Origin of the sequence: Aeromonas sp. 159, from assembly GCF_963862045.1 — a bacterium.
Classification (GTDB): Bacteria; Pseudomonadota; Gammaproteobacteria; order Enterobacterales; family Aeromonadaceae; genus Aeromonas; species Aeromonas veronii.
On sequence record NZ_CAWLMI010000037.1, the window covers coordinates 40,385 to 64,364 of the forward strand.

Annotated in this window: 23 protein-coding genes; 9 read left to right on the plus strand and 14 right to left on the minus strand. The window is 59.9% G+C overall.

What is annotated here, in order from left to right; translation table 11 throughout:
* Nucleotides 1-2 precede the first annotated feature (2 nt).
* Nucleotides 3-752, minus strand: a complete 750-nt coding sequence (rlmB, locus tag AACR14_RS07710; RefSeq protein ID WP_019445734.1) for a 23S rRNA (guanosine(2251)-2'-O)-methyltransferase RlmB — start codon at nt 750-752, stop codon at nt 3-5.
* Entirely contained in the window at nt 749-3,142 is a 2,394-nt protein-coding gene (gene rnr / locus AACR14_RS07715) for a ribonuclease R (protein ID WP_019445735.1), read from the minus strand. Before rnr ends, rlmB begins: the two co-directional genes overlap by 4 nt.
* Nucleotides 3,143-3,276: 134 nt before the next feature.
* Between rnr and AACR14_RS07720 the strand changes: the two genes are divergently transcribed.
* A complete protein-coding gene (locus tag AACR14_RS07720; RefSeq protein WP_019445736.1) occupies nt 3,277-4,299 on the plus strand; it encodes a GGDEF domain-containing protein in 1,023 nt (340 codons plus the stop codon).
* A gap of 131 nt (nt 4,300-4,430) precedes the next feature.
* Here AACR14_RS07720 and ompA read toward each other — a convergent pair whose 3' ends face one another.
* Nucleotides 4,431-5,468, minus strand: coding sequence for a porin OmpA (gene ompA, locus AACR14_RS07725; protein WP_019445737.1), 1,038 nt, complete (start codon nt 5,466-5,468; stop codon nt 4,431-4,433).
* Between the two features lie 265 nt (nt 5,469-5,733).
* Nucleotides 5,734-6,771, minus strand: a complete 1,038-nt coding sequence (locus AACR14_RS07730; RefSeq protein WP_019445738.1) for an SGNH/GDSL hydrolase family protein — start codon at nt 6,769-6,771, stop codon at nt 5,734-5,736.
* 254 nt (nt 6,772-7,025) lie between these two features.
* Here AACR14_RS07730 and AACR14_RS07735 point away from each other — a divergent pair, with 254 nt between their 5' ends.
* Complete coding sequence (locus AACR14_RS07735; RefSeq protein ID WP_005335826.1) at nt 7,026-7,412, plus strand: YgiW/YdeI family stress tolerance OB fold protein; 387 nt, start codon at nt 7,026-7,028, stop codon at nt 7,410-7,412.
* A gap of 85 nt (nt 7,413-7,497) precedes the next feature.
* Here the strand turns inward: AACR14_RS07735 and mltC are convergent, their stop codons facing one another.
* The 3 genes from mltC to mutY form a co-directional block, all read right to left on the minus strand.
* Nucleotides 7,498-8,601, minus strand: coding sequence for a membrane-bound lytic murein transglycosylase MltC (gene mltC, locus AACR14_RS07740; RefSeq protein WP_005354839.1), 1,104 nt, complete (start codon nt 8,599-8,601; stop codon nt 7,498-7,500).
* A gap of 117 nt (nt 8,602-8,718) precedes the next feature.
* On the minus strand, nt 8,719-8,991 hold the full coding sequence (locus tag AACR14_RS07745) for an oxidative damage protection protein (protein ID WP_005335828.1): 273 nt from the start codon (nt 8,989-8,991) through the stop codon (nt 8,719-8,721).
* A gap of 8 nt (nt 8,992-8,999) precedes the next feature.
* Nucleotides 9,000-10,052 carry an A/G-specific adenine glycosylase gene (gene mutY, locus AACR14_RS07750; RefSeq protein ID WP_019445740.1) on the minus strand — a complete coding sequence of 351 codons (1,053 nt, stop codon included), beginning with the start codon at nt 10,050-10,052 and terminating at the stop codon, nt 9,000-9,002.
* 237 nt (nt 10,053-10,289) lie between these two features.
* On the opposite strand from mutY, the gene AACR14_RS07755 reads away from it, so the two are divergent.
* The gene (locus AACR14_RS07755) at nt 10,290-11,528 is read left to right on the plus strand and encodes a multifunctional CCA addition/repair protein (protein WP_019445741.1); all 1,239 of its coding nucleotides are present in this window, start codon (nt 10,290-10,292) and stop codon (nt 11,526-11,528) included.
* A 118-nt stretch (nt 11,529-11,646) separates the two neighbouring features.
* On the opposite strand, the gene AACR14_RS07760 is transcribed toward AACR14_RS07755, so the two are convergent.
* Entirely contained in the window at nt 11,647-13,245 is a 1,599-nt protein-coding gene (locus AACR14_RS07760; RefSeq protein ID WP_019445742.1) for a BCCT family transporter, read from the minus strand.
* Nucleotides 13,246-13,254: 9 nt separating this feature from the next.
* The gene (locus AACR14_RS07765; protein WP_019445743.1) at nt 13,255-13,782 is read right to left on the minus strand and encodes a hypothetical protein; all 528 of its coding nucleotides are present in this window, start codon (nt 13,780-13,782) and stop codon (nt 13,255-13,257) included.
* 163 nt (nt 13,783-13,945) lie between these two features.
* Between AACR14_RS07765 and AACR14_RS07770 the strand changes: the two genes are divergently transcribed.
* Nucleotides 13,946-14,425, plus strand: coding sequence for a MarR family winged helix-turn-helix transcriptional regulator (locus AACR14_RS07770; RefSeq protein ID WP_013723454.1), 480 nt, complete (start codon nt 13,946-13,948; stop codon nt 14,423-14,425).
* Between the two features lie 122 nt (nt 14,426-14,547).
* Here AACR14_RS07770 and AACR14_RS07775 read toward each other — a convergent pair whose 3' ends face one another.
* The 3 genes from AACR14_RS07775 to AACR14_RS07785 all read right to left on the minus strand — a co-directional run bounded on the left by AACR14_RS07775 (nt 14,548) and on the right by AACR14_RS07785 (nt 18,187).
* Entirely contained in the window at nt 14,548-15,681 is a 1,134-nt protein-coding gene (locus tag AACR14_RS07775; protein WP_019445744.1) for a glycerate kinase, read from the minus strand.
* 9 nt (nt 15,682-15,690) lie between these two features.
* Complete coding sequence (locus AACR14_RS07780; RefSeq protein ID WP_005340326.1) at nt 15,691-16,953, minus strand: GntP family permease; 1,263 nt, start codon at nt 16,951-16,953, stop codon at nt 15,691-15,693.
* Nucleotides 16,954-17,071: 118 nt separating this feature from the next.
* Nucleotides 17,072-18,187, minus strand: a complete 1,116-nt coding sequence (locus tag AACR14_RS07785; RefSeq protein WP_019445745.1) for a sugar diacid recognition domain-containing protein — start codon at nt 18,185-18,187, stop codon at nt 17,072-17,074.
* 209 nt (nt 18,188-18,396) lie between these two features.
* Between AACR14_RS07785 and AACR14_RS07790 the strand changes: the two genes are divergently transcribed.
* Together AACR14_RS07790 and AACR14_RS07795 are read left to right on the plus strand one after the other, a co-directional pair.
* On the plus strand, nt 18,397-18,771 hold the full coding sequence (locus AACR14_RS07790; RefSeq protein ID WP_026034971.1) for a YacL family protein: 375 nt from the start codon (nt 18,397-18,399) through the stop codon (nt 18,769-18,771).
* Between the two features lie 53 nt (nt 18,772-18,824).
* Complete coding sequence (locus AACR14_RS07795; RefSeq protein ID WP_005348860.1) at nt 18,825-19,121, plus strand: hypothetical protein; 297 nt, start codon at nt 18,825-18,827, stop codon at nt 19,119-19,121.
* Between the two features lie 67 nt (nt 19,122-19,188).
* On the opposite strand, the gene AACR14_RS07800 is transcribed toward AACR14_RS07795, so the two are convergent.
* Nucleotides 19,189-19,926, minus strand: a complete 738-nt coding sequence (locus AACR14_RS07800; RefSeq protein ID WP_005357922.1) for a substrate-binding periplasmic protein — start codon at nt 19,924-19,926, stop codon at nt 19,189-19,191.
* 120 nt (nt 19,927-20,046) lie between these two features.
* Between AACR14_RS07800 and AACR14_RS07805 the strand changes: the two genes are divergently transcribed.
* The 3 genes from AACR14_RS07805 (at nt 20,047) to AACR14_RS07815 (ending at nt 23,193) form a co-directional block, all read left to right on the plus strand.
* On the plus strand, nt 20,047-20,877 hold the full coding sequence (locus AACR14_RS07805; RefSeq protein WP_019445747.1) for a CPBP family intramembrane glutamic endopeptidase: 831 nt from the start codon (nt 20,047-20,049) through the stop codon (nt 20,875-20,877).
* Nucleotides 20,878-21,094: 217 nt separating this feature from the next.
* Entirely contained in the window at nt 21,095-22,411 is a 1,317-nt protein-coding gene (locus tag AACR14_RS07810) for a sphingomyelin phosphodiesterase (RefSeq protein WP_019445748.1), read from the plus strand.
* On the plus strand, nt 22,408-23,193 hold the full coding sequence (locus AACR14_RS07815) for a hypothetical protein (RefSeq protein ID WP_019445749.1): 786 nt from the start codon (nt 22,408-22,410) through the stop codon (nt 23,191-23,193). Before AACR14_RS07810 ends, AACR14_RS07815 begins: the two co-directional genes overlap by 4 nt.
* A gap of 2 nt (nt 23,194-23,195) precedes the next feature.
* On the opposite strand, the gene AACR14_RS07820 is transcribed toward AACR14_RS07815, so the two are convergent.
* Nucleotides 23,196-23,980, minus strand: a 785-nt coding sequence (locus AACR14_RS07820) for a DEAD/DEAH box helicase (protein ID WP_026034973.1), incomplete at its 5' end; no start/stop codon positions are given.

Consider the following 23,980-nt stretch of genomic DNA (forward strand, 5'->3'; position numbering starts at 1 on the left):
GATCAAGCGCGGCGCTGACGCACAGCTTCAAACAGGCAGACACCGGTTGCCACCGAGACGTTGAGGCTGGATACCGCCCCCGCCATCGGGATACTCACCAGCTCATCGCAGTGCTCGCGGGTCAGACGGCGCATCCCCTTGCCTTCAGCCCCCATCACCAGCGCCATCGGGCCGGTCAGTTTGGCCTGATAGAGGTCGTGATCGGCCTCGCCAGCGGTGCCGACAATCCAGACGCCGCGCTCCTGCAATTCGCGCAGGGTACGGGCCAGGTTGGTGACCTGAATGAGCGGCACCACTTCGGCCGCGCCACAGGCAACCTTGCGCACGATCGGGGTCAGGCCGGTGGCCTTGTCCCGCGGCACGATCACCGCATGAGCCCCGGCAGCATCGGCGCTGCGCAGGCAGGCGCCGAGGTTGTGCGGGTCGGTCACGCCATCCAGCACCAGCAGGAAGGGCTGGCTCTGTTGTGCCGCTAACTCGTCCAGCAAGCTGGCCAGATCGTGCTCGGCGAGCTTCGGCGCCTCTTTCACCCGGGCCATGATGCCCTGGTGATTGTTGCCTTCCGCTTTGTCATCAAGGGTCTTGCGGTTCACGCTCTGCACCTTGAGGCCGAGGGACTCCAGCTCGGTCAGCAGGGGTTGCAGCCGGTCATCATCCCGCCCCTTCAGCGCCCATACCTCGATGAAACGCTCCGGGGTGCGCTCCAGCAGCGCGGATACAGCGTGAATGCCGTAGATCAGTTCAGTACTCATTTAGTGCTCTTGGCCTTATCGCGAGCCTTTTTGCTCGGTCGTCTGTTGCTCGGTTTGGCACGGCCACCCTTGTCGGATTTGCCGTGATCCTTGCCCTCTTTACGTTTTTCGTGGCGCTGGGCGCTCTTGGCCTTCTCTTTCTTGATCTCGGCCTGCTTGCGCGCCATCTCTTTGGCGTTCTTGCCGGTGGCCTTGAGCGGCTCTTCGACCATCACGAAGTCGATCTTGCGATCGTCCAGGTTCACGCCCATCACCTTGACCCGCACCTTGTCACCCAGACGGTAGCGACGGCGGAAGTTCTCGCCGATCAGCTGCATGTGCAGGGGATCAAACTGGTAGTAGTCGTTGGTGAGGGTGCTGACGTGCACCAGACCATCGATGTGGATCTCGGCCAGACGCACGAAGAAGCCAAAGCCGGTGACGCTGGCGATGACGCCGTCGAACTCGTCACCCACGTGATCCAGCATGTACTCGCACTTGAGCCAGTCGGCCACATCGCGGGTCGCATCGTCGGCACGGCGCTCGGTCATGGAGCAGTGCTCGCCCATCGGGTCCACTTCTTCCAGCTGGTAGTGATAACCACCGCTCGGGGTCCACTTGTGGCGCAGGTTGCCCTGTTGCTCCTTGGCTGTCTGATACTTGATCGCCCGGTGCAGGATCAGGTCGGGATAGCGACGGATTGGCGAGGTGAAGTGGGCGTAGGACTTCAACGCCAGACCGAAGTGACCGATGTTGTCAGCCTGATAGATGGCCTGACGCATGGAGCGCAGCAGCATGGTGGAGAGCAGCTCCGCATCCGGGCGCCCTTCAAACTTGGCTGCCAGCTCGGCAAAGTCTTTCGGCTCGGGCTCGAGACCGCCTTTGAGCTCCAGACCCAGTTCGGCCAGGAAATCGCGGAAACCGGTCAGACGCTCTTCGCCCGGACGGTCGTGGACCCGGAACAGGGCGGCGGCTTCGTTCTTCTCGATATAACGAGCAGCAGCCACGTTCGCCTGGATCATGCACTCTTCGATGATCTTGTGGGCGTCGTTACGCACCAGCGGCACGATGCGGTCGATCTTGCGCTGGGCGTTGAAGATGAAGCGGGTCTCCTCGCTCTCGAACTCCACCGCACCGCGCTGGTGACGGGCATGCTTGAGCGCCTTGTAGAGGTTGTTGAGCTCCTCAATATGGCCCACCAGCGGATCATACTGCTGGCGCAGCTTGGGATCGCCATCGAGGATCGCGGCAACCTTGGTGTAGGTCAGACGGGCGTGAGAGTTCATTACCGCTTCGTAGAACTTGTAGCCGGACATGCGACCAGCGGCGGAGATGGTCATCTCGCACACCATGCAGAGGCGGTCTACTTGCGGGTTCAGGGAACACAAGCCGTTGGAGAGCACCTCCGGCAGCATGGGCACCACGAACTCGGGGAAGTAAACGGAGTTGCCACGCTGATACGCTTCGGTATCGAGAGCGGTGCCCGGCTTCACGTAGGCGGAAACGTCCGCAATGGCAACCCACAGACGCCAGCCGCCACCACGCTTGGCTTCACAGAAGACGGCGTCATCGAAGTCACGGGCGTCTTCTCCGTCGATGGTGACCAGCGGCAGGGCGCGCAGGTCTATGCGGCCCTCTTTGGCTTTCTCCGGCACCTGCTCGCCGAGACCGGCAACCTCTTTGGTCACCTCTTCCGGCCAGGTGTGCGGGATACCGTGGGTACGCAGGGCAATTTCGATCTCCATGCCCGGCGCCATGTTCTCGCCCAGCACTTCCAGTACGGTGCCGACGGCATTGATGCGGGAGGTGGCGCGTTGATTGATGCGCACAACTACGACCTGGCTCTGGCGAGCCCCTTTGTTCTCCCCTTCCGGGATGATGATGTCCTGGCCGATACGGCTGTCATCCGGCACCACGAAACCAACGCCATTCTCGACGAAGTAACGGCCGACAATGTCTGCCTCACGGGACTTGAGCAGGCGCACCAGACGCGCTTCCTGACGACCCTTGCGGTCGATCTCGGTCGGCTGCACCAGCACGTAATCGCCATGCATCAGGCGTTGCATCTCTCGGTTGTTCAGATACAGATCCGGACCACCACCTTCCGGACGCAGAAAACCGAAGCCATCCTTGTGGCCGATTACATAACCTTTGACCAGATTCAGGCGATCCGGCAGGGCATAACATTGGTTGCGAGTGAATACCAGTTGTCCATCACGCTCCATGGCGCGCAGACGACGACGCAAGGCTTCCAACGGCTCTTCATCTTTCAGCTTGAGGACCTTGGCCAACTCTTCACGGGACATGGGCTTTTCATGGCCCTTGATGAGTTCCAGGATCAACTCGCGACTGGCGATGGGGTTATCGTATTTTTCGGCCTCGCGTTCGAGGAAAGGATCTTTTTGAGACATAAGCAGGCCTTAGGGTAGGTGGTAACGGTGCCATTATATCGGAGGGGGGGGCGAATGGCATCCATCGGCTGCCTTTTGGCCAATCTCTCTGTCATACTATCTTCAGTTCGCTGGCATGATGAGACACAGAACTCATGAGTAAGGACACATTTGCCCAATCCGCCGCCTATCTCAAACAGGCGGTGCCCTTGATGATCAAGTACCAGATCCCCACGACGCCGGACAATTACCACCTGTGGTACAACTATGTCTCGGCCAGCATGCCCGAGCTCAACCAGGCGATTGATCAGGCAGTAAAAATGCAAGGAACCTGCTCGCTCACCACCTGCGAGCGACTCTATCACCAGTATCTGGCCGCTCAGGACGAGAAGCAGATGGAGGCGATGAAACTGAGCCTCGCCGCCATGGCCAATGAGCTCGGCCACTCCATGCAGGACGCCATCTCCGATACCGGCATGTTTCAGGAGATGCTCGACAAGAGTTTTGACAAGCTCAGCCGCATTGATGACGAGGGCTTCAGCCTGGAAGACACCATGGGGATCCTGCGGGAGCTGGTGCGCGAATCGAGGGATGTGCGCATGTCCACCATGCACTTTCGCAACCAGCTCAGCAATGCGGAGAAAGAGATCAAAGAGCTGCGGGCCGCGCTCAACGAGACGCGCAAGCTGGCCAACGAGGATGCCCTCACCAACCTGCTCAACCGCCGCGCCTTCGATCTGGAGCTGGAGGGGTTGATCCGCAGCCAGCACCCCTTCTCGCTGATCCTCGCCGATATCGATCGCTTCAAGAACTTCAACGACGAATATGGTCACCTGCTCGGCGATCAGGTGCTGCGCGCCTTCAGCAAACGGCTGCGCGATGCCTGCAAGGAGGGGGTCACCGCCTATCGGCTGGGTGGGGAGGAGTTCGCCATGCTGGTCCCCCATCGCTCGCTGGCGCTGGCCAGACAGATGGCGGAGAGCATGCGCCGCGCCATCGAGCGGATGTCGATTCTGGATCGCAAATCGGGCCGCCGCATTGACCACATCACAGCCTCGTTTGGCGTGGGTGAGTTCAACGGTCAGGAGAGTGCAGACTGTCTGGTCGAACGTACCGACAAGCTGCTCTACAAGGCCAAGGAGCTGGGGCGCAACCGGGTGATGCCGCTCCCTTCCTGATTTAGTCCCCTGCCCGACCGCAATGCCAATGTAAAAAGCCAGTCAGATCAACTGACTGGCTTTTTGGTCTCTCCTGCTCCGACAGGGGCTGTTCATTCCAGCCCTAGTGGAACGCTGCTCAGTGTGAAGGATTACTCCTGCACCTCGCTGACACCTTCGACTTTCACATCAACACGACGATCCGGAGCCAGGCAGACGATCAGCTCACGCTTGGACTTGCTGACGCAGCTATCGCCGGTAACCGGTGAGGATTTACCACGCCCTTCCACATTGATCTTGGCGGCCGGAATCCCTTTACCAACCAGATAGTTGGCAACGGTCTGGGCACGCTGTTCGGAGAGTTTCTGGTTGTAGGCATCGGAACCGATACGGTCGGTGTGCCCAATTACGGTTGCCACGCCATCTTTGGGCCGTGCTTCTTCAATCTGGCTATAGAGGCTATCCAGTGCCTGGCTGGCCTCTGGCTTGAGGGTCGCCTTGTTGAAGTCAAACAGCACATCGGAGCTCAGGGTGAACTGCTTCTCAACCATCACAGGTGCAGGAGCAGGTTCCGGAGCCGGAGCGGGCGCCACAGGGGCAACCTGACCAAAGCGATAAACCGCTGCCAGCGAGAGCAGGCCGTTATCCATTCGCAGACCGGTATCATCACGGCTGCCATACGGGGTGGTGTACTGATACTCCAGGCGAGCGGCCCAGTCGAGATTGAACGCATACTCGGCACCCAGTGCACCGACCATGACAAAGCGGCTGTCATCTTTGTAGACATCGCTCTTGGTATCAGCCCAGCCATAACCGCCACCGACACGACCATACAGATCCAGATTATCGGTAACCGGGAAACCCAGTTTCAGGGTCAGTTGAGCCAGCTGTGCAGTCACCTCATCGCTAAAAGCTGCACCGCTCTTCACTGCGTCGTATTTATATTTGCCCAGGTAGTCGTAACCCAGCTCCAGTCCCAGATTCTTGTTGATCTGATAACCGCCAAACACGCCTGCACCCAAGGCATCGTTGGTCTCATTGCCAAGGGTCAGGGCATTGCTTTCATCAATGCCGTAGAAGTTGGACCAACCCAGTTTGGCACCGCCATACCAGGTGTTGTCCTGACCGGCAGCCTGGGCATTGGCCGCCAGCAAGCCGGTAACCAGCAAGGTAATCAAGGATTTTTTCATGTTTGAGCCTCTGCAACTTTATGTAGGAGGAGGTTGATTGATATCACCTCGTCTTATAGGTGCAACCACCCAAAAGCGATCGCAGCATATCAACGTTAGCCTATTTTCAAGTCACTGATATCAATTAACAAAAAACACTCTAACGCAACCACGTTACAAAAACAGCAACAAACGTTTGTTATTTGAACTGGATATGACGCAAAAAGACGCACAGATGAGGGCTGAAAGGGAAAAAAGGCCAGCAACATGCTGGCCCGAAGCGATATCAGTGACGAACAAACTCGTAGTGCTGATCGATAAAGTCAGCAACACGCTGGCTTAGTACCTTGTGCACCGTCCTGGTCGGATGCACCTGATCCCAGAACATATGCTCATCGCAGTTGAGAGTCGCTGCTCGCCCTTTTGCCTGCCCGCTCACCACCGCCTGCGCCAGGATCGGGTTACCGGCAATAGCCACTCTTTCGGAGACACTCAAAGCCGGGGTCGCAGCCACCTCGGCGGCGCTGCCGGAGAACGGCTTCCATGTATAGCCACCACCGTAGCAGGCGTGTTCTGTGTCACTCAGCCCGAACGGCTGAGGATCGCGCATCATCTCGTCAAACTGCTTGTCCACTTCGAACAGCTTCACGATGCCAAGGGGAGCCAGCTCTCGAGTGAGGTTCTGCAACTTCTGGTTGTGGTAACTGGCCACATGGCGCACCTTCTCCACCACCTTCATGCTGCGGGCTGACGGGGTCTGCCCCAGATCCGGGATGTTGAACAGCAGGATCTGCTGCGCACCGTTGAGCACCAACCGGTTGGATGCCAGCCGGATGGTATCGATCACCCGATCCGCATCCCGCTCGGTGTTCCAGCCATAGGCCAGATAGTCGTTGGCACCGACCCAGATCACCACCAGATCATCGGGGCGGAACTTGTCCTTTTTCAGGAACTGATCGATCTCGTAATCGAGATTGTTGATCACCTGATATTTGGGATCCCAGGACCAGAAACCGAGCCAGCCATTCAGAGCCCCCAGATGGTTATAGGCCACCGCGGTTGCACCGCCTTCCGCCTCGTTGGCCACGACCAGACCGGGGAAACGCTCGTCACCCAACTGCTCCAGCCACACTGGTCCGTTGCTGAAACGCCCGTTGAAGTAAGGTGGGCTGGAGGGGAGATACCCCCGCATCTTCTTGTACATCTTGCCGGTGTCGGAGAGGCTGTCACCAAACATCACAACCCGGGAAAAAGGTTGGCGTCCCTCTGCCGCTTGCGCGGTCAATGCCATTAACCCCAATAAACAAACAAGCCATTTTTTCATATTGTTATGCTCTTCGATTAAGCAGGTGAGACCTGCGGACTTCTCCTCGAGTGGCGACAGGCATGGGAAGAGTCTGCTGCCACTGACTTCTGGTGAAGACGACAGATTACAGTTCCAGATGAAATCACACATGTTCCGCCACCGATGAAATCGCTTGCGCTCACAAAACAGACAATCACACCAGCCTATTTCTTTCACGCTTGTTTCACGCCCCCCCCGGCACAATGCCCCCATACCAACGACAGGAGTATGAAATGAACAAGGCAAGCGCAAGCGTAATCGGACTGTTGACCCTGATGTCTGTCTCCTCTTTTGCCATGGCGGCCTATACCGGCCCGCAGGAGCAGAACAAGGTTTCCGTTGCTCAACTGAAAGATCTGGCCGATGACAGCTGGGCCACCCTGGAAGGGAAACTGGTCAAGCACCTGGGCGGCGAGAACTATCTGTTCCGCGACGCCAGCGGTGAGGTGGAGGTCGAAGTGGATCAGGATGTGTGGCGTGGCACCGAAGTGGGCCCGGATGATCAGATCCGCATCCGTGGTGAAGTGGACCACAGCTGGAACAAAACCGAAGTGGAAGTGAAAACCCTGGAGAAAGTGGGCGCGGCCCCGCAGACCAAGGGCGGCTTTATCGCCAAATAAGGCCACTTCAACGACGAACTGGCCAGACGTTAAAAGGGCGCTTGATATCAAGCGCCCTTTTGCATGGTTAACCCAGCGTCACCGCTTAACCGGCCCGACTGGCAAAGGCTCTCTTGAACCCCTTCTCGGCCTGATTGACCTTGTAGAGGTAACGGCGCGCCTCCTCTTTGGGATGCTGCTCGGTCAACACCTGATAGACCGCCTCGGGGGAGAGCCGGTTGATCCGGCCCGGCGCCGCCTTGCGATCGCTGGAGAAGGTATTGAGCACCCCGCCAGCACCACCGTTATAGGCGGAGATCACCGCATAGCGACGGGAGCGCGGATCCTGAATATCCGCCAGATAGACGGTCTGCAACAGGTGCAGATAGGCGGTACCAACATCGATGTTGTAGGCCGGGTTGAACAGCTCCTCCCGGGTCGGCTGGCCGTTCTTGCCCTTGACCCGAACATAGACGTCACGACCGGCGGTAGCCGGGATCACCTGCATCAGGCCATAAGCGTTGGCATGGCTCACCGCATAGGGGTTGAAGCTGCTCTCGGTCTTGATCACCGCATAGATCAGGCTCTCCGGCACGCCGTATTTGCGCGACGCTTCCCGGATGATCCCCGCATACTTGTAGCCCCGTCGATCTTCATGGTTGGCCACCATGGGAATATCGACGAAGAAGATGGTGCGAATCCCCAAAGTGCGCTTCTTCATCGCCGTGTTGAGCAGGTAATCGGCATAACGCTCGGCGCGCCAGGAGGCGCGGATTGGCTGGCGCTGGTTGTCCAGCACCTGACCGTAGAGGAAAGGCTCGCCACCAGTCAGAATTTCCCGGTCGGAGTAAAGATCCACTTCGGCCGGATCGTCCGGCGTCAGCAGGGTCTCGATGATGGCGCGACGCAGGTGAGCGCGGGGATCGATGCCCGAGACCGTCTCCACCATGATGTGGCCGCTGGAGAAGTCGATGTGGGCCCGGCTCTTGTACTGATCCGTGTATTTTACGTAGTCAAACTTGCCCGCAAACAGCGCCTCCCGCCCCCATATCTCGTTCACGTTATGGGAGAGCGCGCTGATCATGTGTTCAAAACCGCGGATGTCCTTGCCGTTGACCAGATCGTCATCCTCACTCCCGCTGGGCTTGGGGGAGGATGAGCAGGCAGAGAGAAACAGCAGGGTGCACAGCAGCCAAAAAATTCGGCCCATAGGATCCTCAAACCGGGCAGCAGAGCTGCCCATCATTCATTTGCTGCGACTTCAGGAGCGGTCACGCCAGTGTGGCGCCATTTCCGCACCTGTTCACACGTACAACAGCCGGAGAGCTTACTGGGCAGGCGGGGTGTAACCTTCGATCTGCACTTCACCTGCATCAAACAGGTAGCTGACCATCTCTTTTTCCAGCAGTTGGCGATGCTCAAGATTCATCATGTTGAGCTTTTTCTCGTTGATCAGCATCACCTGCTTCTTCTGCCACTCGGCCCAGGCTTCCTTGCTGATGTTGTCAAAAATCCGCTTGCCGAGCTCACCGGGATAGAGTTGGAAATCCAGACCCGGGCCCTCTTTTTTCAGGCGTTGGCAAAATACAGTACGGCTCATGTTGACCTCTATGGTTGTAACTCTGGATAGGCGAGCAGACGGGCCGTGGCGGCCGCCAGCCCCACCTCGGCAGGATGGCGTAAGTTATACCAGAGTCGGTTATCTGCTTCCATGAGCCGCAGCGGCTGCGCCTCATCAATGTCAATCAGCAACGGCTGAATATCGAGATGGAAGTGGCTGAAGGTATGGCGAAAACCGGCCAGTTCACGATAACGGTGATGGCTCAGGCCGAGGGACGCCAGCAGACCATCCACCTCCGCCAGCGAGGCCACCTGCGGGAAGCAGTAGAGCCCGCCCCAGATCCCCTGCGGCTGCCGCTTCTCCAGCAGCAGCTCATCGCCGTGACGGATCAGCAGCATGACGCCGTCACGGGCCGGAATGCTCTTCTTGGGCTTGCTGTTGGGATAAGCGGTAGGCTTGCCTTGCGACAGCCCCTGGCAATCGGCCCGCACCGGACAGCGATCACAGGCAGGCTTGCTGCGGGTGCAGATTGTCGCCCCGATATCCATCATCGCCTGATTGTATTGCGCCACCCCCAGCTTGGGGGTGAGCCGGATGGCGATCTCCCACAGCTCGTTCTCCACCTGTTTTTGACCGGGCCAGCCCGGCAGCGCCAGCCAGCGGGTGAGTACCCGCTTCACGTTGCCATCAAGGATGGCGTGGGGCTGACCCAGAGAGAGCGACAGCACGGCCCCGGCGGTTGAGCGGCCAATCCCCGGCAGCGCCATCACCTCGTCAAAGCGCTCGGGAAAGAGACCATGGTGGTGATCGCGGATCTGCTGAGCCGCCTTGTGCAGGTTGCGGGCCCGGGCGTAGTAGCCAAGCCCGGTCCAGTGGTGCAGCACCTCGTCGACAGGGGCATCGGCCAGCGCCACCACATCGGGGAAGCGCGCCATAAAACGCTGGTAGTAGGGGATGACTGTGGCGACCTGGGTCTGCTGCAGCATGATCTCCGAGACCCAGACCCGGTAAGGGGTCTTCTCCTGCTGCCAGGGCAGGGTTTTGCGGCCATGAAGCTCGTACCACTCCAGAACCCGGCTTGCGAAGGTTGATTGATTCACGTTGTTCTCATGTCGTTGATATAAGGGGAACTCTGCGGTTCCTTCGGCTCATCTGGCCTGAGCGGGCATACAGTCAACCCGCAGCACAGCGCCAGCTGTCTGGTGCGGCAGCGTAAGGCCTCGTCACGCCCAAGTCAAAGCCGCGCTGACTGACGCTGCGGGCAGGTGGTGGCCAGGCAGCAAAGCGGTAACAAAGACGATATACTCGGCCCCACGATTGATGACGGGAGAGACGGTTTGCAGACTTATCTGGTTGGGGGCGCAGTGCGGGATCGCCTGCTGGGATTGCCGCAGGGCGACAGGGATCATCTGGTGGTCGGCGCCACCGTGGAGCAGATGCTGGCGTTGGGTTTTACCCAGGTCGGTCGCGACTTTCCGGTATTTCTTCACCCCAAAACCCAGCAGGAGTATGCCCTCGCCCGTACCGAACGCAAACAGGGTCAGGGCTACATCGGCTTTGTCTGCCACGCCGCCCCCGATGTGACCCTGGAGCAGGATCTGCTGCGCCGGGATCTCACCATCAACGCCATCGCCGAGGATGATCAGGGCCAGCTCCACGATCCCTACGGCGGCATCGAGGATTTGGAAAAACGGCTGCTGCGCCACGTTTCCCCTGCCTTTGCCGAAGATCCGCTGCGTATCCTGCGGGTCGCCCGCTTCGCCGCCCGCTTCCACGCTCAGGGCTTTACCATAGCGCCGGAAACTCTCGCCCTGATGAGCGAGATGACGGCCGCTGGCGAGCTGGCCCACCTCACGCCGGAGCGGGTCTGGAAGGAGCTGGAAAAAGTGCTGCTGGGGCCGACCCCGCAGATCTTTATCGAGGTGCTGCGCCAGTGCGGCGCCCTGAAGGCGCTGTTCCCAGAGATTGATGCGCTGTTTGGCGTCCCCGCCCCGGCCAAGTGGCACCCGGAGATCGACACCGGCATCCACACCCTGATGGTGCTGGAGCAGGCGTGCCGGATCTCCCCGGAATTGACCGTCCGCTTTGCTGCCCTCTGCCACGACCTTGGCAAGGGAGTGACCCCCCAGGAGTTCTGGCCAAGCCATCACGGTCACGGCCAGAAGGGGCTGCCGCTTATTCGCGCACTGTGCGAGCGGTTCCGGGTTCCCAACGAGTGCCGGGATCTGGCGCTGCTGGTGAGCGATCTGCATACCCACATCCATATCGCCTTTGAGCTCAAGCCAGCCACCCTGCTCAAGGTGTTCGACAAGGCCGATGCCTGGCGCCGCCCCGAGCGCTTTGCCCAGCTGCTGGATGCCTGCCGCGCCGACTTCCATGGCCGCACCGGTTTCGAGGAGCGGGTCTACGCCGAGCCGGACTATGTGGCCGAAGCGCTGGCTGCCGCCCAGGCGGTACCGGTGAAAGAGATAGTGGCGGCCGGTTTCAAAGGGGAAGAGATCAAGGAGCAGCTCGCCAAAAAGCGCACCGATGCCATCAGCCGCATCAAGGATGAGTGGACCTTTATCGAGGAGTAACCTCGGCCCCATAACAGACGGCCGCCCTGATGATGAGCTCCGCAAGGAGAACATCGCCAGGGCGGCCGTTTTGCATCCAGATTGATATGTGAGGGGGCGCCAACCCCTGCTGGTGCCGTTATGCCGGACCAATTCGCTCCATCAGGCTCATATGGGATGAGCCATCGTGGCGCTTGAGGTTCTGACGATACTCGAACTGGCGCTGGCTCTCCTGCTTGAGCCCCAGCATCAGCGAATAGCACATCGCCAACATGATCACCGAGAAGGGCAGCGCGGCTATGATGCTGGCCGCCTGCAAGGCCGCCAGGCCGCCGGAAACCAACAGGATGGCGGCAACCAATCCCTGCCCCAGACCCCATACGGCGCGGTGCAGCACCGGCGGCTCCTGATCACCGATGGAGAGCAGGGTGGTGATGACCAGCGTGCCCGAGTCACTGGAGGTGATGAAGTAGGTGCAGATGAGCAGGGTCAGCACAGCCTTGGCGATCCAGCCGAAGGTATCCCAGTGCAGCAGCTCGACCGTCTTGTAGAGCGCCAGCGTCACATCCTGATTGACCGCTGCCACCACACCGCCACCACCAAACAGCTCCAGATTCATCGCCGTACCGCCAAACACGGTGAGCCAGAACATGCCGAGCAGCGAGGGCACCAGCAGTACGCCGAGCACAAACTCGCGAATGGTGCGCCCCTTGGAGATGCGGGCGATAAACATGCCGACAAACGGCGCCCAGGCAATCCACCAGCCCCAGTAAAACGCCGTCCAGCTCGACTGCCAGGTCGAGGTGCCGTTGGCCTCGGTGTTGGTCCAGAAGCTCAGTTTGACGATGTTCTGCAGGTAATCACCGATATTCTGTACATAGGCGTTGAGGATATAGGTGGTCGGCCCCAGCACCAGAAAGAGCGCGAGCACGAAGACACTCAGCCAGATATTGAGCTCGGAGAGGATCTTCACTCCGCGCCCGACCCCGGAAACCGCCGACAGGGTGGCGATCAGGCTGATGCCACCAATCAGCCAGAGCTGGTTGGACTGCGATACGTCCATACCGAACATCTGGTTGAGGCCGGTATTCATCTGGGAGACACCCAGTCCAAGGGAAGTCGCCACTCCGAAGACGGTGCCGAACACCGCCAGCACATCGGCCGCATGGCCCCAGAAACCGTAAATCCGCTCACCGAGGATGGGGTAAAGCACGGAGCGGATCGCCAGCGGCAACTTGCGACGATAACTGAAAAAGGCCAGCGACAGGCCAACGATCACATAGATGGCCCAAGGGTGCAGGCCCCAATGGAAAAAGGTGAGGCGCATGGCGATCTGGGCCGCTTCCGGGGTCATCCCTTCGGTAATGAACGGATTGCCCTGCAGATGGTTCATCGGCTCGGCGATGCTCCAGAACACCAGACCGATCCCCATGCCAGCGCTAAAGAGCATGGAGAACCAGGCGAAGTAGCCGAACTCCGGTACCTGGTCGTCGTCACCCAGCCGGATGCTGCCAAAACGGCTGAACATCAGGTAGACAGCGAAGAACAGGAACAGGGCGACCACCAGAATGTAGTACCACTTGAACCCGGCAATAATCTGATCCTTGGCACCGACAAACCAGGCGGCCGCGGTATCGGGAACAAATACGCCAAACAGCAAAAACAGGGTGATCACGGTGAGGGCCGTCATGGCCATGGTGGGGTTGAGGCCTTTCAATAGCCCTTTGCTTGCTCGCATCCAGCCTCCTTAGTCGTTGTTGAAAAAGTCTTCGCCCACATGATCACCGGCACCGCTGATGGCGCGATAGACCAGTTTGCCAGCCGCCTGTTCGCGGTGATCTACCAGCGAAACCGAGGGCTGGCCGTTCACGGCGTGACGCTTGCCAAGGAAGATGGCCATGGGGACACCCAGATTGGAGACACCGCTGGTGATCCAGAGCCGGTTGAAGTCGTAAGAGCCGCCGATGAACTCCAGCTGGGCCAGGCCGGTATCGAGGCCGGTCAGATAGAAGTTCATGGCACTTTCGTCAGGAAAGAGGTGCACCAGCACATAGGCGTAGCGTAATTCATTCACCAACTCCTTTAGGTTGAAAGTACCTGTCTCACTGCAAGAGAGGGGTAACTCACCATCATAGTGGTGTACCTTGAGGTTGTTGGGGTCTTCATCATAGGCAGGCTGATAGCGCACGAAAGCCGAGGTATCCGGCAGTTCATAGCGCACTCTGACCACACGTAACTCGGCCACCAGAGACTTGATATCCAGCTCGTCATTCATCATTTCGCTCCTCAAATGTCAGGGTGAATTCCGTGAAATGCCCGTCAACCTAACACAAAATTAGTTAGAGCAGAAATTATTACAGCAAAAACCATATTGACCTTGTGACGAATTAGGCGGAAAATTTTGCCCCTCTCCATAGCCCTCCAATGACGCACACCCCATGGAAAAACATGATGAAGTGCTGGTCGCCCTGCGCCAGATTATTCGTGCCATCGACATGCACTCCAGGCGCTTGATCAAAGAAGCCGGGCTCACCTCCCCGCAACTCTTGCTGCTCAAAGGGATCGATGAGCTGGGACAGATCTCCATGCGCCAGCTGGCCGATCACACCAACATGAGCCAGGCCACCGCCACCACCATCATGGACCGATTGGAGAGCCGCCAACTGGTGCAGCGCGTTCGCAGCAATACCGACAAGCGCAAGGTTCACGCGACACTGACTGACGCAGGTCGCGCCCTGCTGGCCCAGGCCCCGACCCCGCTGCAAGAGCGCTTCATCCAGCGTTTTCAGGCGCTGGAAGCGTGGGAACAGACCCTGCTGCTCTCCTCCCTGCAACGCATCTCATCCATGATGAATGCAGACGAAATTGATGCCGCCCCGGTGCTGAGCGTCAGACCCCTCACCGAAGAGCAGGCATAAAAAAGCCGACCTGGATGGGTCGGCGAAAAGTGCTAAGGGCAACCGGATTTCTCATGAGTTGAGAAAGACCTGCATAGGGCAAGGGATGGTCGATGCCCGAATAACAGGCATCGACCCAAATATCAGCGGGGCAACCGATAGAGCGCTGCTACGTTGCGCGCGGTGAGTTGAATATTGGTGCTGGCGCTCTCCAGCGCCTCCGGCAGAGACATGGCGCGGTTGACCACGGCGAATACCGCGTCCAGCCCGTGATCATGTACCACACCGCAATCGTCGGTCAGGCAACCGGAGATGCCGATCACCGGCTTGCCGAACTGCTTGGCGCAACGTGCGACACCGATTGGCGTCTTGCCATGGATGGTCTGGCTGTCGATGCGACCTTCACCAGTAATGACCAGATCCGCATCGGCCACTTCATCGGCCAGTTTCAGCGCTTCGATGACGATCTGGATGCCGGGCTTGAGCTCGGCACCAAGCAGGCCGACCAGCGCGGCCCCCATGCCACCAGCGGCACCCGCCCCCGGAATATCCTTCACCTGCTTGCCGAGGGCCTGCTCGATGCAGTCGGCATAACGGGAGAGGTTGGCATCGAGTTGCACCACTATCTCTGGAGTCGCCCCCTTCTGCGGGCCAAACACGGCGGAGGCGCCTTTCGGGCCGCAGAGCGGGTTGTTCACATCGCACGCTACCTCGATAACCAGATCGCTCAGACGCGGATCCAGACCGCTCAGATCGATGGTTGCGAGCTCACTGAGACCTGCGCCACCCAGCTCGATGGCAGAGCCATCGGCTTTGAGCAACTTGCCGCCTAGCGCCTGGATCATGCCGGCACCGCCGTCATTGGTGGCGCTGCCGCCGATACCGAGGATGAGGTGCTTCACCCCCATCTCCAGCGCGGCCAGGATCAGCTCGCCGGTGCCGAAGCTGGAGGTGAGCAGCGGATTGCGCTGCTCGGGCGCCACCAGATGGATGCCGGAGGCGGCGGCCATCTCGATGACGGCGCGCTCGCCATCACCCAGCAGGCCGACGAAGCCCTGCACCTTGTTACCTAGGGGCGCGGTCACTTCGACCGGCAGGATGCGGCCACCGGTGGCATCGACCAGCGATTGCACCGTGCCCTCACCGCCATCGGCCATCGGCAATTTGACGTAAGTGGCGTTTGGCAACACCTGTTTGAAACCAGCCTCGATGGCATCAGCCACCGCCATGGCGCTCAGGCTCTCCTTGAATGAATCGGGGGCAATAACAATTTTCATATCAATTCCTTAGGCGAGGCCAAATACGCCAAACATCAGGGTGGAGACAGTGGCAATGGTCAGACCGACTGCAGTTTCGTAAGGGATAAGTTTCAGGCGCTCACCCACCCCCATGTGGACGCTGCCACCGGTGGCATGGAAGAAGGAGCCGTGGGGCATGTGGTCAAACACGGTGGCACCGGCATGGATCATGGCTGCTCCGGCCAGACTGCTGATCCCCAGTTCAATCAGGGTGGAGCTGAATACGTTGGAGGCCACCACGGTACCGGCGGTGGTCGAGGCGGTCGCTAGCGACATCAAAGCACCGGAGATAGGCGCCAGCAGGTAAGAAGGCAGACCGGAGGCGGTCAGGCCGCTGATCAGCACATCTTTCAGACCGGAGTTGGCGATGATGCCTGCCAGGGTACCGGTACCCAGCAGCATGATGGCGACCGGCGCCATGCGGGCGAGACCGGAGACCGCAAACTGGTTCACCTTGCTGAATTTACCCATCATCAGGGCGCCGACCAGACCACCGAGGGGCAGCGCAATCAGCGGATCCACCACGATACCGGCAACAGGACGCAGAGCCAGCAGCAGGATGGCGACCAGCGGTGCGCTGATGGCGGCGGCAAAGCCTGGCAACTTGGCACCGGCAAAGCTCACCACTTCATCAGCAGCAACCTTGCTGCCCTTGTTGTTCAGACGCTTGGCCAGCCAGTAGGCCATCACCAGACCGAACAGACCCGGGATGATGCCCGCCGCCATCACAGAGGTGAGGGGCAGATGGAAGGCGTCAGCCGCGGCAATGGCGTTGGGATTGGGGGACATGACGTTGCCCGCCTTGCCGCCGCCGATCATCGCCAGCAGGATGGCCGCCTTGGAGAGGTCGGCACGGCGGGCGATGGCCAGCGCGATGGGCGCCACCGTGATGACGGCCACATCCACGAACACGCCGACCGCAGTCAGGATCAGGGTTGCCAGCGCCAGCGCCAGCAGGGCGCGGGTTTCACCAAGTTTCTTGACGATGGTCTCGGCGATAGTGGTGGCGGCGCCCGATTCGATCAGCACGCCCGCCAGTACACCGGCCGCCAGGATCCGCATCACAGCTGTGGTGATCCCCTGGGCACCGCCGATCATCAGGGCGACGGTCTGGGTCAGATCGGCACCGCCAATCAGGCCACCGGCCAAAGCCCCCACGATCATGCCGTAAGCGGGCGGCACCTTCTTCAAAATGAGGATGATGGCGATGGAGAGCGCTGCGATGGCGCCAAGGGCTGTAACCGGGATCATGACGGACACCTTCAATGGGAGTGAATGGCCGCCATTATGGAGATCTGCAATCAGAATACTTTGGCTTACAAACCAAAAATTGCGTCATGTAAAAGTAGTTTTTTGTCCAACTTCACAATCACAAGTCGAGATTAAGGCCGAGATAGAGCAAAAATTTGTCGTCTAACTTGTTGAAATTCAACCCGGTTATCTGCTCTATCCGCCCCAGCCGATAGCGCAGGGTATTGGGGTGAATGAACAGCGCTTCGGCACAGCGATGCAGATCACAATCCTGCAAGAAATAATGGCGCAGGGTCTTCTGCAGCACCCCCTTGCCATCTTCCCGGGCCAGTTTCTGCAGCGGTGTGCGCAGCTGATCCGCCTGCCAGGAGTCCGCCAGACTGCCCAGCAGCACTGGCAAACGGTAGTCCTCAAAGAAGTAGACCTGTTTGCGCGGCGCCTGCCGCATGCCACGGCGCAGGGTATCTCGCGCCGTCTGGTAAGAGCGCGCCAGCCCGTCGATCCCGGCGAAGTAATCGCCCACCGCGATATGCACCTTGAAGTGAGGAATACGCGCCAGCAACTGCTTGATCCGGCTGCGCTCCTGCGCCGATTGCCAGACGCCATCACTCAATTGTGCCGGTTTGAGCACCACTATCTCGTCGAGCCCGTTGATGGCGACCAGATTGTCCCGCTCCGGATTTTCCAGCTGATGAACCAGCTCCCGCAGACGCGCCGGATCCGCCTCCTCCAGCGCAAGCACGGCCACCACCCGAGGCTGGGCCAACTCCAGCCCGAGAAAACGGGCCGCCTGCTGCAATTGATCGACTCGTCCCTCACCACGAATGAGCTGCAACACCAGCTCCTCCTTGTGGCGCTTGTCCCACTGCAACTGCTCGGTGAGCGCCGCCTGCTCCAGGATCAGTTCGGCCGTCATTCGCACCAGCTCGGCGTAAGCACGCACTTCCTCCGGATCGCCGGAGATACCGATCACCCCGATCAGCTCCCCCTGATAGGAGATGGGCAGATTGATGCCGGGGCGCACCCCTTTGAGCTGCAGGGCAGTCGCTTCGCTGATCTCCACCACCCTGTTTTCGGTGAGCGCCAGCACGGCCCCTTCGTGGCGCTGATGGATCCGCTCCGGATTGCCGGACGCAATGATGAGACCATGCTCGTCCATCACGTTGACCGAGAACGACAGGATCTTCATCGCCCGCGCGACGATCTGGCGGGCAAGGTTATCGTTTAGCTGCATAACATCTCCGGACAAGGGGCTGATCTGGCGGCGCCACCACGGGGCGATTGAGAGCACATGGGCGCAAAGATGCCACATCATCAAGACAAGCGAGAGGGGGATCGCTAGAATAGGCCACTTTACCCGATGTGTGCCCCGCCATGGAGCAGGAATTGCGTGCTTGCACCCGCCTGCCCGTGATGGCCCATCCCTCCGATCTGGACTGTGCTATGGATTATGAATTTCGCCGCGACCCGTTTGGTGGCTATCGCGCCCGGTTCTCCATGGGCCATGAAGCCATCGGTCAGTGGCTGATCGACGAGGTTGGCAAGGATGAGGAGAAGCTCGACGAGCTCTTCTCCATCATTGATCAGCTCTCCAACCGCACCCGAGTCGAATACCGGCTCAACGGCGGTGACTACTCCCTGCTGCTGACCCATGAAGAGGCGGAGGTGAAAGCCAACGCCCTCAATATCGAGCTGGGTGAGGATCTTGACGATCTCGCCTACTACGATGATGAACAGCTGGCCATGTGCGGGCTGGAAGATTTTGCCCAGGTGCTCACCTCCTGGCGCGCCTTTATCCGTAACGAGGATATGGGCTGATTGACCCAATGTCGGGCAAATGTGCCCTTTTGCCTAACTCAACAGGATTGACTATGTCTATTTACGATTTTGATGACGAACTGCCGGAAGACGAAGAACAGGAATCCACCAAGAAAGCGGCTGCACCTGCCAAGAAGAAAGGCAAGCAGGTGATGAACACCCAGGTCAACCTGAGCCCGCGCGATGCCAGCCGCCTGAACGGCATGCACGTTGAAGCGATCGCCACACTGGACGACGTCAGCCTGCCGAAGAACGTCATCTTCAAGGCTGGCCTGATCGCCCTGGGCGAGCTGGAAGCCGGCAAGCGCGCCGATATCATCGCCCGCGTCATCGCCGAATCAGGCCGCTAATCGCCCCTGAAGGTATAAAGAAAGCCGGAGCCACTGCTCCGGCTTTTTGTTTTCCGCTCAGGTACTCTCAACGGCAATCGATCCCCTTTCCGGCTCGGGAGACCAGTTGGTCATAGCGACCATCGGCACGGGCGGCAGCCAGGGCATGATTGAAACGCTCAAGCAGGTTGGCGGCCTCAGGGTACTGCCGTGAAATGATCAGGTAAAAGGTGTCGCTCTGACGAAAGTGGGGCAATGCCTGCAGATGGCAGGGATCGCCAAACAGTTGGCGGCTGGCATCCCGGGTCACCGTCTCGTTCATCGGCAGCAGATCGATCCGTTTGCGATCCAGCAGTTGCAGGCACTGTGCCAGGGTCTTGGGGCGCTGCAGATCCAGCCCGAAACGCTTGATCACCCCGTCGGCATGGCTGGTACTCCACCCCAGCGGAATACAGACACGCAACCCTTGCCAGCGGCCAGCCTGAATGGCCTCGCTCCCCCGATAGGTAAACCAGGAGAGGCGATCTATATGAATGGGAGCGCTGTAGTGGAAGAGCTTGGCCCGCTCGGCAGTCCAGGCGTAGGGGAAGGTGGCCGCGACCAACCCATTGCGGGTCAACTGATAGCCGCGGGGCCAGGGCAGGTAGTCGACCTGGAGCTCTCGATATCCGGCCTCTTGCAGCAGGGTCGTCACCAGCCGGGTGCTCTCGCCACCTTCAGGCAGGGCCTTGCCGGTATAAGGGGTGAACTCACCGGTCACCAGCAGCAAGGGTGCGGCCTGCAGCCAGACACACCAACAACACAACAACCACAGACAGTGCTTCATCAGCTGCTCTCCCTTTACCCTGTTGATGAGTATAGAGAAGGGATCCGACCACCTCCTGCGCGGTTGTCCTGCTGACGCCCACTTGTTAAGGTTGCCGCCTGCCTCGATCAAGGAGATCCAATGTTACCCCTCCCCGACTCATTTATCTGGGGCGCGCTGGCGCTGGCCGTGCTGCTTGCCCTCTTTCGCCAGCGTCTTCCCGCCTTGGCCCTGCTGGGACTCTCCCTGCTGCTGGCACTGTGGCTTGACCGAATGACACTACCTGCCCTGCTGGTCTCGGTCGCAGGATTACTGCTTGCGTGGCGTACGCCAACCCTCCCCGCCCGCCGGGCGATGGCGGCCAGAGTGGTGCTGATCCTCTGGGCGATTGCGCTGACCCTGCACCTGATCCCCGGCTTCAACAATCTCAAGGTGCTGGATCAGGCGCTGGCAGGCCCCGCCAGCGTGCCGTTCAACATGTATCTGAACCTCGACAAACCGCTGCTGCTCTTTGGCTTGCTGCTGGCCTGCCCGATGCTGCTGGGCAAGGGGGGCGCAATCCGCTGGCGCCCGCTGGCCCTGTTACTGCTGCCGCTGGGTACCCTGCTGGTCATCGCCTGGCAATTGGGAGCACTGAAACCGGAAGTGGGTCTGCCCCACTGGTGGTGGCTGTTTGCACTCAACAATCTGCTGTTCACCTGCGTGGCGGAAGAGGCGCTGTTTCGCGGCGCGATCCAGCAGGGGCTGACCGAACGTTACCGCCCCTGGATTGGCATCGTCGTGGCCGCGCTACTATTCGGAGCCATCCACTTGCCCGGTGGTCCACTGCTGGCGCTGTTTGCGACCCTGGCAGGCTGCTGCTATGGCCTGGCATTCCAGCTCAGCGGGCGACTCTCCGTGGCCATCCTGATCCACTTCGCCTTCAACTTCGCCCATCTGGCGCTCTTCACCTACCCGCTGGCCCACCGCTAACTCCTGAAGGCGCCTGACACGGGCGCCTTCCCTCGCTCTTCCCTCTCTCTTTAAGCGTGCTGCCTCTCTTTAAGCGTGCTGCCTCGCTCGCTTTACACCTCCACAAAGCTCCAAACAAAACCAATTCATTTACTTGTAACCAAAATGTAAACAAACTGACCTCTGCATTCGCCATAACAGTCACTTTCCATTGCCCTGCAACCAAAAGGATCCTGTGATGCAGAAAACCCTCAGTTATGCCGCCCTGCTGCTGGTCAGCCAGTTCCCGCAACTGGCACTGGCCGATACCGATGTCTATCTCACCAACAACAGTCCTGAACCGCTTCAGATCGACATCCGCCAAAGCGGCAGCGGCCAGCTGCAACCCGGCAGTCAGTGGCTTCAGCACCGCACCGAGCTGGGCCCATGGGAGAGCGCCATGGTACTCAGCTTCAATCGCTATGAGGGGGTCAAGGCGGGCAAGAGCTATCTGTTCGAAACCCGTGTGACCACAGCGGGTGGCGACGTCTATCGGCTCAACCAGCTGATGGAGGGAACCTGGTGGAACACCACCTTGCAGCACGGTGGCGAAACGCCAACCGGCGCATCCGGCTGGCAAAACGATCGGGCGATCCATCGCGTTGCCGGGCCACAAGAGCTGGCATTTGCCGCCAAGTTCACCGGCCGCTACGACGATCTGCACTATATGATCACGCCCCCCCAAAAACGGGAGCAACCGGAACCGGCAGAAAACAGGCTCAAGGTGGCCAGCTACAACGTCTGGGCACTGCCGGTGATCGCCTCCAGCATCGGCGAGCGGTTGACCTTGCTGCCTGATTATCTCAAGGGCTATGACGCCCTGCTGCTGCAAGAGGTATTCGATGGCCGCCGCGAGGGCTTTTTGCAGGCGCTGGCGAAAGAGTATCCCTACCAGACCAAAGTACTCGACAAGCCCGGGGTCAACATTCATGACGGCGGCGTGGTGATCGTCAGCCGCTATCCCATCGTGCGGGAGGCCCAGCTGGTCTATCCCCAATGCACCGGCACCGACTGCTTCGCCGACAAGGGGGTGATGTACGCCGAGGTGATCAAGGGGGGCAAGGCGTGGCACCTGTTCGCCACCCACACCGCCAGCTTTGACACCGACGAGGCCCGCAAGCTGCGCCAGATCCAGTTCGGTCAGATCCGCTCTCTGGCAGCCAGCCTCAAGATCCCCGCCAGCGACACCGTCATCTACGGCGGTGACTTCAACGTCAACAAACGCAAGTTTGCCGATGACTACGCCAACATGCTGGCCAATCTGAACGCCCATGAACCCGCCTATGGCGGCTATACCGAAGCCACCTTCGATCCCAGGATCAACCCCTATGCCGGTAGCCCACTCTCCGGTGGCGCCAACGTCGAGTATCTGGACTACCTGGTAGTGAGCCGGGAATACGGCAGCGCCAGCCACAACCTCAACACGGTCTGGATCCCGCGCAGCAGCGATGGCAGCCTCTGGCCCGCCAGCAACCTCTCAGACCACTTCCCGGTCAAGGGAGAGATCAGCCGATGACTCGCCGTTACGGGATAGTGGCGCTGGCTATCCTGACCCTTTTGCTGGTGAATCTGGGCTGGCAGGAAGAGCAGTCCCCGCTATCGCCAGAACGGTCGACGACGCCCTCTCCGGCCGATGTGCAATTGCCAGCAGAACCGGGGAGCCCGCCTCCCCGCATGCCAAACGCTGAGGGGATGGATGGCAAAAGCAAAGAAGTGCCCAGCAGCTGGCAGGCGATGCCGGATGAACTGATCAACCAGCTTGCCAGCGAGATCAGCGACAGCGAGTTGCCGCTGGCGCAGCGTGTGAGCAATCTGGAAGCAACAGAGGCCGGGTGGCTGAGCGAGGGTGAGAGCCTGATCCGGCTACAGGGGCGCTATGTCCTGGCGCTAGATCAGTTGGCGCAAGAAAACGAGCAGTTACCGCTGGCCGAGCGACTGGACGCTCTCAGCCGCTTGCAGGATCAGTGGGCAGCAGATCACCCGGATCTGGCGGTGGATCTGTTCAACCCGGATGCCCGCCTGCAGCAAGCTCGTCAGCTTTGGGGAGATGAGGAGCTGGCCACCCTGGCCCGCCACTTCCTGCCCTCAGAGCAGGCCGAAGCCACGCTGGTGTTTGCCGGGGCGCGCCAGCAGCAGCTGGATCAACGCAGCCGCTACCAGCGAGAGCTGGCCGAGCTGGAGCAGCAACTGGCGACCAGCCAACAGCAGATGGATCCTGCGCTGTGGCAACAGCACAAGGAGGAGGTGTTGAGCCAGTGGCGTCGTGACTTCTTCGCGCGGGAGCAAGGCAAACCCTGAGGTCAGCGCTTGCCCTTGAACTGCTTGACGCTGCGTTTGGCCTGAGTACGGCGATTGGCCTGCTTGTCACGAGGGGGGCGCTTGCCCTCCCCGCTGGCAGGCTGGTCAGTGACCGGGAATCCCGCCAGATCGCCCAACGGCAGCTCGCGGCCGGTCAGGGTGCGGATAGCTTGCAGCATGTCACTCTCGCCATGACAAACCAGCGAGATGGCCAGCCCCTCGCGGCCAGCCCGGGCGGTACGACCGATGCGGTGTACATAGACGGGGGCGCTGGCGGGCAAGTCCAGATTGATCACTACCGGCAGCGCCTCCACATGGATGCCGCGCGCCATCAGGTCGGTGGCCACCAGCACCCGAATTTTGCCCTCTTTGAAATCGCCGAGCGCCTGCTCGCGCACCGCCTGCTCTTTTTCGCCATGGAGGGCAGCCACAGCGATACCTGCCTTGGACAGCTTTCTGGCAACCCCGTCGGCATCATCCCGCGCACTGATAAAGACCAGCACCTGCGGCCACGCCTGATCCTTGAGCAGGCTGATGAGCGCCGGTACCTTGCTGCTCTTGTTGACCAGATAGAGCCGCTCTTCGATCTCGTTCACCACGCTGTTAAGGGGGTTGGCCTCGATACGGGTAGGCTCGCGCAGCAGGCCGTTGGCCAGCGCCTCCAGCTCGGCAGGCAAGGTGGCGGAGAAGAGCAGGGTCTGGCGATCCGCCGGAATAAAGCCGAGCAGTGCCTTGATGTCGGGAGCAAAGCCCATCTCCAGCAGGCGATCCGCTTCATCCAGCACCA